16 protein-coding genes are annotated in these 13,490 nt (G+C 68.1%); 5 read left to right on the top strand and 11 right to left on the bottom strand.

Going from position 1 to position 13,490, the window contains the following annotated elements; all coding sequences use genetic code 11:
- Positions 1-7: 7 nt before the first annotated feature.
- The 4 genes from BKY59_RS14440 to BKY59_RS14425 form a co-directional block, all read right to left on the bottom strand.
- On the bottom strand, positions 8-865 hold the full coding sequence (locus BKY59_RS14440) for an arylamine N-acetyltransferase family protein (protein ID WP_076072789.1): 858 nt from the start codon (positions 863-865) through the stop codon (positions 8-10).
- The gene (locus BKY59_RS14435) at positions 862-1,329 is read right to left on the bottom strand and encodes a DUF3617 domain-containing protein (protein ID WP_076072788.1); all 468 of its coding nucleotides are present in this window, start codon (positions 1,327-1,329) and stop codon (positions 862-864) included. The genes BKY59_RS14440 and BKY59_RS14435 overlap by 4 nt, the downstream gene beginning before the upstream one ends.
- Before the next feature lie 184 nt (positions 1,330-1,513).
- Positions 1,514-1,813, bottom strand: coding sequence for a CtrA inhibitor SciP (gene sciP / locus BKY59_RS14430; RefSeq protein WP_076072786.1), 300 nt, complete (start codon positions 1,811-1,813; stop codon positions 1,514-1,516).
- Positions 1,814-1,940: 127 nt separating this feature from the next.
- The gene (locus BKY59_RS14425) at positions 1,941-2,219 is read right to left on the bottom strand and encodes a hypothetical protein (protein ID WP_076072785.1); all 279 of its coding nucleotides are present in this window, start codon (positions 2,217-2,219) and stop codon (positions 1,941-1,943) included.
- 104 nt (positions 2,220-2,323) lie between these two features.
- Here BKY59_RS14425 and mnmA point away from each other — a divergent pair, with 104 nt between their 5' ends.
- Positions 2,324-3,427: a tRNA 2-thiouridine(34) synthase MnmA gene (mnmA, locus tag BKY59_RS14420; RefSeq protein ID WP_076072783.1), complete on the top strand. Its 1,104-nt coding sequence runs from the start codon at positions 2,324-2,326 to the stop codon at positions 3,425-3,427.
- 100 nt (positions 3,428-3,527) lie between these two features.
- A complete protein-coding gene (locus BKY59_RS14415; RefSeq protein ID WP_165374863.1) occupies positions 3,528-4,286 on the top strand; it encodes a class I SAM-dependent methyltransferase in 759 nt (252 codons plus the stop codon).
- 212 nt (positions 4,287-4,498) lie between these two features.
- Here BKY59_RS14415 and BKY59_RS14410 read toward each other — a convergent pair whose 3' ends face one another.
- The 5 genes from BKY59_RS14410 to BKY59_RS14390 form a co-directional block, all read right to left on the bottom strand.
- Positions 4,499-4,777: a hypothetical protein gene (locus BKY59_RS14410; protein ID WP_076072780.1), complete on the bottom strand. Its 279-nt coding sequence runs from the start codon at positions 4,775-4,777 to the stop codon at positions 4,499-4,501.
- 114 nt (positions 4,778-4,891) lie between these two features.
- On the bottom strand, positions 4,892-5,962 hold the full coding sequence (gene aroC, locus BKY59_RS14405) for a chorismate synthase (RefSeq protein WP_076072779.1): 1,071 nt from the start codon (positions 5,960-5,962) through the stop codon (positions 4,892-4,894).
- A gap of 134 nt (positions 5,963-6,096) precedes the next feature.
- Positions 6,097-6,900, bottom strand: a complete 804-nt coding sequence (fabI, locus tag BKY59_RS14400; protein WP_076072777.1) for an enoyl-ACP reductase FabI — start codon at positions 6,898-6,900, stop codon at positions 6,097-6,099.
- Positions 6,901-6,916: 16 nt separating this feature from the next.
- Positions 6,917-7,906 (bottom strand): YihY/virulence factor BrkB family protein, encoded by a 990-nt coding sequence (locus BKY59_RS14395; protein WP_076072776.1) that lies wholly within the window; start codon positions 7,904-7,906, stop codon positions 6,917-6,919.
- 43 nt (positions 7,907-7,949) lie between these two features.
- Positions 7,950-8,897, bottom strand: a complete 948-nt coding sequence (locus tag BKY59_RS14390; RefSeq protein ID WP_076072774.1) for a DnaJ C-terminal domain-containing protein — start codon at positions 8,895-8,897, stop codon at positions 7,950-7,952.
- 156 nt (positions 8,898-9,053) lie between these two features.
- Here BKY59_RS14390 and pdxH point away from each other — a divergent pair, with 156 nt between their 5' ends.
- From pdxH to BKY59_RS14375, 3 genes are read left to right on the top strand one after another with little or no spacing between them, the layout of a single operon-like run.
- The gene (pdxH, locus tag BKY59_RS14385; protein ID WP_076072979.1) at positions 9,054-9,632 is read left to right on the top strand and encodes a pyridoxamine 5'-phosphate oxidase; all 579 of its coding nucleotides are present in this window, start codon (positions 9,054-9,056) and stop codon (positions 9,630-9,632) included.
- Positions 9,629-10,573, top strand: a complete 945-nt coding sequence (locus BKY59_RS14380) for a cation diffusion facilitator family transporter (RefSeq protein ID WP_076072772.1) — start codon at positions 9,629-9,631, stop codon at positions 10,571-10,573. Before pdxH ends, BKY59_RS14380 begins: the two co-directional genes overlap by 4 nt.
- Positions 10,574-10,612: 39 nt before the next feature.
- On the top strand, positions 10,613-11,422 hold the full coding sequence (locus BKY59_RS14375; protein ID WP_076072771.1) for a PhzF family phenazine biosynthesis protein: 810 nt from the start codon (positions 10,613-10,615) through the stop codon (positions 11,420-11,422).
- Positions 11,423-11,591: 169 nt separating this feature from the next.
- On the opposite strand, the gene BKY59_RS14370 is transcribed toward BKY59_RS14375, so the two are convergent.
- Together BKY59_RS14370 and BKY59_RS14365 are read right to left on the bottom strand one after the other, a co-directional pair.
- Entirely contained in the window at positions 11,592-12,134 is a 543-nt protein-coding gene (locus tag BKY59_RS14370) for a hypothetical protein (RefSeq protein WP_076072769.1), read from the bottom strand.
- A gap of 16 nt (positions 12,135-12,150) precedes the next feature.
- A complete protein-coding gene (locus BKY59_RS14365; RefSeq protein ID WP_076072767.1) occupies positions 12,151-13,440 on the bottom strand; it encodes an adenylosuccinate synthase in 1,290 nt (429 codons plus the stop codon).
- Between the last annotated feature and the right edge of the window lie 50 nt (positions 13,441-13,490).

The following is a 13,490-nucleotide window of genomic DNA, read 5'->3' as shown; positions in this document are numbered from 1 at the left end:
CGGCCGATCAGAACAGCCCGAGTGCGGCCACCTCCTCCGCGGTCAGGTCGATGCCGAAGACCAGACTGAGCCGCATGCGGTACACGCGCGGGTCGGTCAGGTCGGTGGTGATCGCCTCCGTGCCGTTGCGGCGGCGGTAGTGGCGGTCGGTCAGGCTGGCGAAGCCGCGCGGCAGGACGATGCTGACGAGCGCCATCGTCGTGAAGCGGTGGTCGGGCACGGTCGCGATGTGGTGGTTGCACTGCGCGATGTCAGCGGGCCAGACGCGGTCTTCGGTGAAACTGTACTGCCGGATCGGGCCGCCGCCGGCCTGCGGCACGCCGCGTGCGTCGGTGGCGTGCAGATCGCCGTCGCGCGTCGTGATCCAGCCGTGGACCGGGTCCGCGTAGAGACGGTGGACCGCGCCGTCCGGGCTGGTGGCGGCGGCCCCGTCGCGCAGCGGCATGGGCGGCGTGTACGCGCCGCCGAACCCGGCATCGGCGATCCAGGGTCCGTCCGGCAGGTCGACCAGCAGCAACTGGTGCGTGCGGGCGGGGACCGCAGCGTCGGTCGCGTCATCGGGTACGCCGAGCCAGACGCGGGCGAGCAGCGGGCGGACGACGAAGCCGAGCGCGGCGAGGGCGGCGGCGAACAGCTGATTATGTTCGAAGCAATAGCCGCCGCGCCGTGTCCCCACGAGCTTGGCGAAGATCGCGTCCGGCGCGACGGAGACGCCGCGGCCGAGCAGCACGTCGAGATTTTCGAACGGGATCGTCATGCGTTGCGCGCGCTGGACGGTGGCCAGCCCGTCGGCATCGGCCAGCGGCGGTTCGGCAAGGCCGATGCGCGACAGATAGGCGGGCAGATCGAACGGCGTATCGGTCATGGGCATTTGGGTCCGGCATGGGTGGCGACCTGATCCGCGACGATGCGCATCGGCCCTTTCGGCGTGGTGCCGGTCATCGTCATGTGCAGCGTGAAGCCGGCCGGCGTGTAGATGCCGGCCCGGACGATGCGAAGCGGCGCGCCGTCCTTTTGCGGGCAGAGCATGACATGATCGATCCGCCCGCCCGCCGCCACGGCGCGTTCTACCTGGCATCTGGCGTCCGGCTTCGGCACCAGCAGCGCGGCGATTCCGCCCTGCGCCTGCGCGGGGAGCAGGCATTTTTTCTCCGTCTGCGATCGGCCGCGTAGCATGCGGAGCATGAAGGCGGGCGTGCCGGGAATGACGAGGTCGACGCCGGTCGATTTCACATCCCAGCGCCCCGGCGCGATCGGCTGCGCAGGCAGGGCCGCAGGGGCGAGCAGAAGCATGGAGAGCAGGAGCGGGCGGGCGGGGCGGTGGGCCATGCCCCCACCCATGTCGCGGGACGGGCGACGAGACAAGAAAAACCCCGCGCGCCCCGGGGGAAGGGGGCGGCGGGGCCGAGGTGTTCGGTTCAGGGGATCGCGACGCTTTGCGCGCCTTGCGAACTGGGTAGGTCGGTCCGGCCGGTGATGTCGGCCGCCTGAGCCGACATTGGCACCGAAAAGGTTAATATTTCTGCTGCCGTTCGTAGAGCGATTTATAATGCTGGATCCGGGTGACGCGCAGGCCGGGCATGCCCGAACGATCGACCGCGCGCTGCCACCCGGCGAATTCCTCAAGGCTGAGCCCGTAGCGGTCGCAGACCTCGTCCACCGACAGCAGCCCGCCAGAGACCGCAGCCACGACCTCCGCCTTGCGGCGCACGACCCAGCGCGTCGTCTGCGGCGGCGGCAGGCTGTCCACCGTCAACGGTTCGCCGAGCGGGCCGATGACCTGTGCCGGTCGGATCTTCTGGTTCTCGATCATCACTACCTCAGAACGCTGGGCCTGTCGGGGGAGGCCTCACTCTCAATATTGCCGGTGTAAAGTGCGGGGATATAAGGAAGACTAAAATGGGAAGGTAAAGGCGACGGTCAGTTTTGTTTATCGTCGGTCAGGGTTTCTGCGGCGGAAACTTGATGGACAGGGCGGCATCGAAACTGCCACCCAGTGCCGCTGCCGCCCGCACCCAACCGGGTTCGCACAGCATCAGCACCACCAATGCGGCATCGCGCGACGGAAAGGCGGTGGTCGCATGGGCGATGCGTTCGGCCGCCATCGCGGTGACGCCGCGTGCCTGCGCCGCCGCGAGTCCGGCCACCACCGCGTGGTAGTCAAGCGTCGCGTCATCGCGCGGGCGGGCGCGGCTGCGCCGGTGAAAACCAAGGTCCATCCGCTGTCCAAATGGTGGTGCCGAACACCCTCTTAACCCGGCATGGTTTCGCAGAAGTAAAGGGCGGGGTCCCGATCACGCAGAAAATGCGCTATGGCCCGTCAATGGACGGAGAATTTCAACTGGGTGAAACCCTGCGCGGTCGGCGGATCGTGGTCGCGATGTCGGGCGGCGTCGACAGTTCGGTCGTGGCGGCTCTCGCCAAGGCGACCGGGGCGGAGACGATCGGCGTCACGTTGCAGCTGTACGATCACGGCGCGGCGGTGAAACGGGCGGGTAGTTGCTGCGCCGGGCAGGATATCCGCGATGCGCGCGCCGTGGCCGACCGGCTGGGCATCGCGCATTATGTGTTCGATTATGAGAGCCGGTTCCGGGACGACGTGATCGCCGATTTCGCGGACGAATATGCCCGCGGCCGCACCCCCATCCCGTGCGTCCGGTGCAACCAGGGGGTAAAATTCACCGACCTGTTCGGCATCGCGCGCGAGCTGGGCGCGGATTGCCTGGCGACCGGCCATTATGTGCGCCGCGTGATGGCGAACGGCGGCGCGCAGCTGCACCGTGCGATCGACCCCGCGCGCGACCAGAGCTATTTCCTGTTCGCGACGACGCAGGCGCAGCTCGACTATCTGCGCTTTCCGCTGGGCGGGATGCCGAAGGCCACGGTTCGCGCGATCGCGGCGCAGAACGGGCTGACCGTCGCGATGAAGCCCGACAGCCAGGATATCTGTTTCGTGCCCGACGGGGACTATGCCGGCATCGTCAAGCGGCTGCGCCCCGAAACGGCGGAGGCGGGCGAGATCGTCGACATGGACGGCCGCGTGCTGGGCCGGCACCGCGGCATCGCGCATTTCACGGTGGGGCAGCGCCGTGGGCTGGAGATCGGCGGCAGTCCGTATCCGCTCTACGTCGTGCGGCTGGAACCGGACGCGCGGCGCGTGGTGGCGGGGCCGCGCGCGGCGCTGGCGGTTGCGGGCGCGCGGATCGAGGATCTGAACTGGATCGGCGGCGACCATGCCGGGCCGTTGCTGGCCAAGGTGCGGTCGATGGCGAAACCGGTGCCGGCGTGGCTGGACGGCGACCATGTGCGGTTCGAACTGCCGGAATATGGCGTGTCGCCGGGGCAGGCGGCGGTCTTTTACGGCGGGGAACGGGTGCTGGGCGGTGGCTGGATCGCGGAGACGCAGGCGGCTGTGCAGGCGGCCTGACGGGCGGCGCGTCTCCACCCGTCCCGGCCGGTCCAGCCATTGCCGCAATGGGATTGACGAACGGCCGATGCCGACGCATCGCACGCCGGACACGCGAGCGATGACGGAGGCTCCCATTTCCCTTCCCCGTGACCGCGCGCAGACGATAGCAACGCGGGACATCGACCGGGTACGATCCGGCATGCGCATGCTGAACGAATGGCTGGCGGTGGGCGCGGCCGGTGCGGTCGGCTGGCCGTGGCTGTTGAAGAGCCTGGGTGATGGTGGCCCGACGGCGCGGGCGGCGTTGCTGGCGCGGACCGGGCTTGACGATGCGGCGCTGCCCGATCTGGGTAGCTGGCGCGCCGACGCGGATTTCCTGAACATCATCGCGGCCGAAATACTGGACCGGCGGCCGCGGACGGTGGTCGAACTGGGCGGCGGTACCAGCACGCTGGTCGCGGCGCACTGCCTGGACCAGATCGGCGGCGGACGACTGGTCAGCATTGACGGCAGCGAAGAATTTGCGGGCGAGACCCGCCGGCTGGTGGCGACGCGTGGGCTGGACGCGGAGGTGCGCGCAGCCCCGTTGGACTATCAGGACAATGGCTGGCCGGGAGCGTGGTATGCGCCGGTGCCGCTGCCGGACCGGATCGACCTGTTGATCGTCGACGGACCACCATGGTTCCTGCACCCCATGGTGCGTGGTGCGGCAGCGACGTTGTTCGACCGTATCCCCAGCGGCGGCACCGTTCTGCTCGACGACGCGGCCCGGCCGGGCGAGCGGTTGGTGGCGCGTCGCTGGAAGCGTGAATGGCCGGACTTCACGTTCGAACGGGTGAACAACACCGCCGGTACGCTGGTGGGACGTCGTCGGTAGGGGGATGATAGGGCGGAGGCAGGCACTTGCCTGATTTCCCGCTCGATCGGTCTGTACCTACATACAAACCTGCGCTCCAACCCGGCCGCTGATCGTTGGCACAGGTCGCGGACAGATCAGTTCAACTCCGATCAAGTTATGCGACTGAAGCCCAGGTCATCATGGTCTGATAATCTGGGCTTGATCACCCCTCGCCAGCCGTAGGTTCTGTTTCAGGGTTTTGGCTTGGGCTGGATGGGATCCGGGGTGGTTGTTGTCGCCGGCGGAGTGGCGGTCGTTGTCTGCGGATCGTTCGTTCCAGTTTCGAGCGAGTCCGTGGTCGCATCCGTGTCGCGCTCAACCGGTGCGGTTTCGATGGGCGGTCCGGCGGTCACGCTGTTCATAGTGGCGCTTTCGGAGGCGTTGCCGACCGGCGGCGTGGTCGCAACCTGCGCCATGGCGACGACCGGAGCGATAGCGATCAATGCGCCCATCAGATGACGGTTCTTCATGGGAAAATCCTTTCCGAGAATATCCGTGTGCTCAACGTCCGGAGAGAAGGTCAGTCGCTCGGTTCGTCCGTATATCGGTTCCGCTCGGCTCGAATATAACGCGGGCGTGGCGTTTCAGCCTACTTGCCCGCGGTGCAGCAGTTTCTGGTCGGCCAGGACAAGCGCCATCATCGCCTCCACCACCGGTGCGGCGCGGATGCCGACGCAGGGGTCGTGGCGGCCAGCGGTGGCGATTTCGGCGGCGGCACCGGTGCGGTCGATCGTTTCGACGGGCGTGAGGATGGACGATGTGGGTTTCAGCGCGACGCGGATCACCACCGGCTGCCCGGTCGCGATGCCGCCCGCAATGCCGCCGGCATGGTTTGCCAGGAACAGTGGCCGGCCGTCGGCGCCGGGGCGCATTGCATCGGCATTGTCCTCACCCCGCGACCGGGCGGCGGCGAACCCGTCGCCGATCTCGACTCCCTTGACCGCGTTGATGCTCATCATCGCGGCGGCGAGCTCACCGTCGAGCTTGGCATAGAGCGGCGCGCCCCAGCCGGCCGGAACACCCTCCGCGACGCATTCCACGACCGCGCCCAGCGAGGACCCGGCCTTGCGCGCCGCGTCGACCAGGACCTCCCAACGGGCGGCGGCGGCGGGATCGGGGCAGAAGAAGGGGTTGCGGTCGATCTCCGCATCGTCATGCGCGGCCCGATCGATCACGTCGCCGCCGATCTCGGTCAGGTAGGCGCGGATCCGGACCTCCGGTATGACGACGCGGGCGACGGCCGCGGCGGCGACCCGCGCGGCGGTTTCGCGTGCGGACGACCGCCCGCCACCGCGCGGGTCGCGGAAGCCGTATTTCGCGTCATAGGCATAGTCGGCATGTCCGGGCCGGTAGGCGACCGCGACATTGGCATAGTCCTTCGACCGCTGATCGACATTCTCGATCATCAGGCTGATGGGCGTACCGGTGGTGTGCCCATCGAACACGCCGGACAGGATGCGGACCGTGTCGGGTTCACGGCGCTGCGTGGTGAAACGCGATGTGCCGGGGCGGCGCTTGTCCAGCCACGGCTGGATGTCCGCTTCGGACAGGGCCAGGCCGGGGGGGCAGCCGTCGACGACCGCGCCCAGCGCCGGGCCATGGCTTTCGCCCCAGCTGGTATAGCGGAACATACGACCGAAAGTGTTGAAGCTCATGGTTTCAGCCCTGTTTCCTCCGGGAGAGCGGAGCAACGATGGGTCAAGCCGCAACCGTTTCACGAGGCCTCCCCGTCGGCCCCTCTCCCCGACCCTCTCCCCGACCCTCTCCCCGGAGGGGAGAGGGAGTTTGGTCACGCCAGCGCGATGTCAGGGGCGTCTTCGGCCTTCATGCCGATGACGTTGTAGCCCGCGTCGACATGGTGGATCTCGCCGGTCACGCCGGATGCGAGGTCGGACAGCAGGTAGACGCCCGCGCCGCCGACATCCTCGATCGTCACGTTGCGGCGGAGCGGGCTGTTCAGCTCGTTCCATTTCAGGATGTAGCGAAAATCGCCGATCCCGCTGGCGGCCAGCGTCTTGATCGGGCCGGCGGAGATCGCGTTGACGCGGATCTTTTCCGGCCCGAGGTCCATTGCCAGATATTTCACGCTGGCTTCCAGCGCGGCCTTGGCGACACCCATGACATTGTAGTGCGGCACGACCTTTTCCGCGCCATAATAGCTGAGCGTCAGGATCGACCCGCCGTCCGGCATCATCGCGCGTGCGGCGCGGGTGACCGCGACGAAGGAATAGGCCGAGATGTTCATCGTCGTCAGAAAATTGTCGAGGCTGGTATCGACATAGAGCCCACGCAGCTCGTTCTTGTCCGAAAAACCGATCGCGTGAACGAGAAAGTCGATGGTGGGCCAGCGTTCGGCGATCTGCGCGAAACTGGCGTCCAGCGCCGCCATGTCCGCGACGTCGCAATCGACGAGAAAGTCGGACCCGACCTCTTCGGCCAGCGGGCGCACGCGCTTGAGGAGGGCGTCGCCCTGGTAGGTGAAGGCCAGTTCGGCCCCCTGCGCGCGCAACGCCTTGGCAATGCCCCATGCGAGCGACCGATCATTGGCCAGCCCCATGATCACACCGCGCTTACCATCCATCAAACCGGGCATCGTCACTCCTTCGTCGTCACGCAACGGACGGCGGTCCCTCTATATCCGGGACGACCGTTTCCGCCAGTGCCGCATTGAGATGCGCCCCGACCACGATCCCGAGCCCGACCGTCCAGAAGAAGAACAACGCCACGATCGTGCCGGCAAGCCCGCCATAGGTCGGTTCGTAACCCCCGAGCGAGGCGAGCAGCATAGGCAGCAGCGCCGTGGTGCCCAGCCACCATATGGTGACCAGCAGCGCGCCGGGCCATTTCGGGCAGCTGCCGTAGCGATATTTGGACGGGGTGAGCGTCAGGAACAGCAGGTAGAGCGCGCCGAACATCAGCGCGGCGGGCACGAGCCGGGACAGGCCGACCCAGCCGGCGATATCCTGCGCCCATGGCAGCAGGCGGTAGATGAACTGTTCCGCCGCGGTCAGCACGCCCTGCGCCACGAACGAGATGAGCGCGAGCATCACCGAGCCGATGATGATCGCGACCGATCCCAGCCGGTAATGCCAGAAGGGCTGGCTGGACGTGGTGCCGTAGGCGCGGCGCAGGATGTCGCGGATCGTTTCGATGAACGAGCCGACGGTCCACAGCCCGACGAACGCGCCGAGCCAGAGCAGCGAACCGGTGCGCGCCTTCAGCACCTGCACGATCGGATCGCGCAGCAGGTCTGCCACGCCGTTGGGCAGGGTTTCGAGAAAGGAATTGACGGTGCGCAGGCCGTCGTCGCTGCGCCCCAGGATCGACGCGACGGCCAGCGCCACGATGAAGAAGGGGAACAGCGTCAGCAACGCCAGATAGGCGATGTTGCCGGCATGGATGAAGCCATCGGAATAGACGCCGATACCGACCCGTTTCAGCACCTCGAACGGATAGGTGCCGGGCCGGACCTTGTCGACCTGACGACCGAGGGTGTGGCGGCGGCGCGCGCGGGCCTCCGGCGATTCGGGCGAAACGTCGCCGAGCGACTCCGATGGGTTGCCTTCCGCCGGCTCGGTTGTCCTGCTGCGGTCCGTCACGCGTGTCCCCTCAAGCTTTCCGCAGTCGCGCAGGTGTATGGCGCTATACGCCCAGAGCGGCGCGCGGGTTGCGCGTGTGCGTTTCGCGCCGGCTTTCGGCGAACGCGATCAGTTCCGCGTCGTCCGCCGGCAGATCGACGGATAGCGTTACATATTGATAGCCCCGGCCGCCGCCCTTCTTGTGAAAGCCGCGCTCCTTCAGCCGCAGCGTCTTGCCCGACGTCGATCCCTTGGGCACCGAGAAGTTCACCGGACCGTCGACGGTGGGGACCCGGACGGTGGCGCCCAGCACCGCTTCCTCCAGCGTGACCGGCAGGGTCATGCGGATGTCGTCGCCGTCGCGCGTGTAGAAACGGTGCGGATCGATCGCGATCGTGACGATCGCGTCGCCGATGCCGCCAGGGCCTTCCTCGCCCTGGCCGGACAACCGCATCGGCTTGCCATCGACTGCATCGACGCTGAGCTTCAGGTCGATCGCCTTGCCGGTGGACAGGGTGACGCGTTGCGGGGCGAGCGATGCCGCATCCTCGAACGATACGGACAGGCGGTAGGCCATGTCCGCGCCCTTGGCCGGCGGCGAGCGGCGCGCGCCGAACCCGCCGGCCGGGCCGCCGGGGCCACGCCGGCCGCCGAACAGCCCTTCGAAGATATCGCCGAAATCACCGGCCTCCGGCGCGGCACCACCATAGCCGCCGGCGGTACCGGGTCGGCGCCCGCCCTGACCCTGGCCGCCGAACGGACTGCCGCCATAGCCGAACGCGGCCTTGGGCTGGCCGTTCTCGTCGATCTCGCCACGGTCATATTGCGCGCGCTTGTCCTTGTCGGACAGCAGGTCGTAGGCCTGCGTGATTTCCGAGAACTTCTCCGACGCCTTCGGATTGTCGCGATTGCGGTCGGGATGCAGCTCCTTGGCGAGCTTGCGATACGCCTTCTTGACGTCCGCCTCGCTCGCGCCGCGTGCCACGTTCAGCTTTGAATAAAGATCCGCCATGCGCCCCTTTCGCGCCCTTTCCGGGAAACGCCAACTGTTGCCGATATGTCACGCTGCAAAATGGGTGTGCTTCTTGGTCGTGCAAGGGCAAACTGTCCCGCCGCGGCATGATCGTCGGGGTCGAAAAGCGCCGACGGTTCGGATATGGCGATGGGCATGTCCACCGACCCGCATGCGCTGTTCGATATCTGGCTGGCCGATGCCACCGCATCCGAACCGAATGATCCGCAGGCGATGTGCCTGTCCACCGTCGCCGCCGACGGCCGACCGTCCGCGCGGATGGTGTTGCTGAAGGGGCATGATGCGGGGTTCGTCTTCTACACCAACCTGGAAAGCCGCAAGGCGGGCGACCTGCTCGCGACCAGGGTCGCGGCGCTGACGTTCCACTGGAAATCGCTGCGCCGGCAGGTGCGGATCGAAGGCGCGGTGAGCTGCGTGTCGGACGCGGAAGGCGACGCCTATTTCGCGACGCGCGGCCGTGATTCGCAACTGGGGGCGTGGGCGTCCGATCAGTCGCGCCCGCTCGACCGGCGCGAGACGTTCGACGACCGGTTCGAGGAGATCAAGGCGCGGTTCGACGGCGGCCCGGTGCCGCGCCCGTCGCACTGGTCGGGATATCGCGTGACGCCGGACCGGATCGAGTTCTGGCAGGACCGGGCGCACCGGCTGCACGAACGGCGGCTGTTCCGGCCGGACGGGCAGGGCGGCTGGACGGAAGGACTGCTATACCCATGACCCGGGCGAACGGCAGACTGACGTCGCGCGCGGCGCTGGCGAGCGTCGCGGTCGCATCGGCGCTGATGGTGCTGAAGGCGTTCGCCGCGTGGCATACCGGGTCGGTCGCAATGCTGGGGTCGCTGGCGGACAGCGGACTGGATCTGCTGGCGTCGCTGGTGACGCTGTACGGCGTACGGCTGGCCGCGACGCCGGCGGACGACGACCACCGCTTCGGCCACGGCAAGGCGGAGGCGCTGGCCGCCTTGTTCCAGGTTGCGCTCATCACCGCATCGGCGGCGGGCATCGGCTGGCGCGCGGTGGTCAGCCTGAACGGCGTGCAGGCGACCGACGATGCGGGGTTCGGCATCGCCGTGTCGGTGGTGGCGATCGTCGCGACGTTCGGGTTGCTGGCCTATCAGCGGCGGATCATCGCGCAGACCGGATCGGTGGCGATCCGCGCCGACAATGTGCATTATCAGTCGGATCTGCTGTTGAACCTGTCGGTGATCGGCGCGCTGGTGCTGGACCAGTATTTCCGCGTGAAGGGGGCCGACCCGCTGTTCGGGATCGCCATCGCGCTGTGGCTCGCATGGGGCGCGTTCCAGGCATCGAGCCAGGCGATCGACCAGTTGATGGACCGCGAATGGCCGGAGGCGGAGCGCGACGCGTTTCTTGAAGTGGCGGCGCGCCACCCGGAACTGCGCGGGATCCATGATTTCCGGACACGGCGATCGGGATCGCACGACTTCGCGCAGTTTCACATGTGCGTGGCGCGCGACATGACCGTGGCCGACGCGCATGACGTGATGGACGCGGTCGAGGACCGGATCCGCGCGGCGTTCCCCAAGGTCGAGATCCTGATCCACCTCGACCCCGAGGGGCATATTGACGAGCCGGACAATCCGCTGGTCGAGGCGGACGTGACGCCGCCGTGGTTCGGCAAGCGGCTGGGCGTCTGATCGCGGCAGACCCGCCGACCCGACACAGGAGAGATCGCCATGCCCCGTTTCACGCAGGTCGACGCCTTTGCCGACCGGCCGTTCACCGGCAACCCTGCGGCCGTCATCCCGCTCGATACGTGGCTGCCCGACACTGTGCTGACCGCGATCGCGGCGGAAAACAACCTGTCCGAAACCGCGTTCCTGCTGGCGACGCCGGGCGGCCCGGCGGACCATGAACTGCGCTGGTTCACGCCGACGAGCGAGATCGCGATGTGCGGCCATGCGACGCTGGCGGCCGGGCATGTGCTGCTGGGCGACGACCTGTCGCTGACCCACGTCCGGTTCGCGACGCGGCAGGCGGGTGTGCTGGAGGTGCGGCGCGCCGACGACGGCTATATGCTCGACCTGCCGGCAACCGGCATGACGGCGGCGACGGCAGGCGATGTTCGGGTGGCACCACTGCTCGCGGCGCTCGGCGTTGTGGATGCGCCGGTGTTCTTCTCGGCTCCGCCGGTGCAGGAAACCGCGGTGATCCTGTTGCCGGACGAGGCGGCGGTGCGCGCGCTGGCCCCCGACATGAAGGCGCTGGCGGCCATCCGCCTGATGGCGATCTGCACCGCGCCGGGCGACCGCACCGACATGGTCAGCCGGGTGTTCGTGCCGGCCTGGGGCGTTGACGAGGATCCGGTGACGGGTTCGGCGCATGCTGCGCTGGCACCCTGGTGGTCGGCCCGGCTGGGGCGGCCGGAGACGACGGCGCATCAGGCGAGCGCGCGCGGCGGCGACATGCGGTGCCGGGTGGCGGGGGACCGGGTCGTGCTGACCGGGCGGTGCGTGACGGTGATCGAAGGGGTCTTTGCGGTTTGAAACCCTTCTCCCTCTCCCCTGCGGGGAGAGGGGCTTGGCCTGAGCTGAAGTCGTCGCCTGCAAGAGTTGCTGACCGGGTGTGTCGCGAACTACGCTGTTTCGTTCTTGAATGGGCAGCCGCCAGGCCACGCCCCCTCTCCCGACCCTCTCCCCGTCGGGGGAGAGGGCTTCAGCTTACCGCCGGCTGATGCAGGCGCCAGCCGACCCAGAAGATCGCGGCATAGACCGCCAGCGCGCGGAAGCCGCCGGGCACGCCCGCAAGATAGGTCGCGCCGAGCAGCAGCGCGCCCACCATCGCGGCGATCTGCATCTGCGGACCGTAGAGCCGTTCGACCAGCATGCCGAAGACATAGCTGCCTGCAACCGCATTGGCTGCCAGCCAGATATAGGAATTCTGCGTATCGAGCGTTCCGGCGAACGGCATCTTCACAGTGGCGAAACCGCGCATCGATACGGGGAAGCAGTCCGCCGCGAGGTGAAAGCCGATGCCCAGCGCCAGACCGGCGGCAACCGGATGCAGCCGGCGATCGGCCAGGCAGACCAGCACGATCAGCATGCTGTGCGTCACCGCGCTGCGATGGCGCAACAGCGGCAGGAACTGGTCCGTATCCGGAAAGGTCAGCCCGGCCAGCGCCGCCAACGCCAGTGCGCCGGTCCCGCCCACCGGGCCGGGCATGAACCAGCAACAGGCCAGCGCCGACACCAGCAGCAACAGCGACGTGATCGCGTCAGTCCTGGAACGGATCGCGGACGAGGATGGTGTCGTCGCGTTCCGGACTGGTCGACACGAGCGCCACCGGGCAGCGAATCAACTCCTCGACGCGGCGGATATACTTGATCGCTTGCGCCGGCAGGTCGGCCCAGCTGCGCGCGCCGGCGGTCGATTCGGACCAGCCCTCGATCGTTTCGTAGATCGGCTTCACGCGCGCCTGATCGTTCGGGTGCGGCGGGAGATAGTCATAGTGCCGGCCGTCGAGATCATAGCCGGTGCAGATGCGGAGTTCCGCGAACCCGTCGAGCACGTCGAGCTTGGTCAGCGCGATGCCGGTAATGCCGGACACGGCGGCGGACTGCCGGACGAGCACCGCGTCGAACCAGCCACAGCGGCGCTTGCGGCCGGTGACGGTGCCGAATTCGTGGCCGCGCTCGCCCAGCCGCGTGCCGGTCTCGTCCTCCAGCTCGGTCGGGAACGGGCCGGAACCGACGCGCGTCGTGTACGCCTTGACGATGCCCAGCACGAAGCCCGGCGCGCTTGGGCCGAGGCCGGACCCCGACGCGGCGGTGCCGGCGACCGTGTTGGACGAGGTGACGAACGGGTAGGTGCCATGGTCGACATCGAGCAGCACGCCCTGCGCGCCTTCGAACAGGATGCGCTTGCCCTGCGCGCGCGCCTCGCCCAGCGTCCGCCAGACGGGGCTGGCGAAGGGCAGGATGACGTCGGCGATCTCGGCCAGGTCCGCGAGCAGCCGGGCGCGGTCGATCGGGGCCTCGCCGAACCCGGCGCGCAGCGCGTCGTGATGCGCGAGCAGCCGGTCGAGCTGCGGCCCGAGATCGTCCAGATGGGCGAGATCGCAGACGCGGATCGCGCGGCGGCCGACCTTGTCCTCGTACGCCGGGCCGATGCCGCGGCGGGTGGTGCCTATCTTCCCGGCGCCCGACGCATCCTCGCGCAGCCCGTCCAAGTCGCGGTGGAACGGCAAGATCAGCGGGCAGGTTTCGGCGATCTGGAGGTTGTCCGGGGTGATCGCCACGTCCTGCGCGGCGAGCTTCGCCACCTCGTCGCGGAAATGCCAGGGGTCGAGCACGACGCCGTTGCCGATGACGCTGAGCGTGCCGCGGACGATGCCAGAGGGGAGCAGCGACAGCTTGTAGACCTTGCCGTCCACGACCAAAGTGTGGCCGGCATTGTGACCGCCCTGGAACCGCACGACGATGTCGGCGCGTTCGGCCAGCCAGTCGACGATCTTGCCCTTGCCTTCATCGCCCCACTGGGCGCCGATGACGGTGACGTTGGCCATGCTCGGTGAGTCCTGTTCGTTGCCGGGTGCCCGCCCGTTCTGTTGCTGCG

The sequence above is a fragment of the Sphingomonas montana genome (assembly GCF_001956315.1).
In the GTDB taxonomy this organism is placed as follows: domain Bacteria; phylum Pseudomonadota; class Alphaproteobacteria; order Sphingomonadales; family Sphingomonadaceae; genus Sphingomonas_R; species Sphingomonas_R montana.
This window is presented reverse-complemented; position numbering and strand designations above follow the sequence as displayed.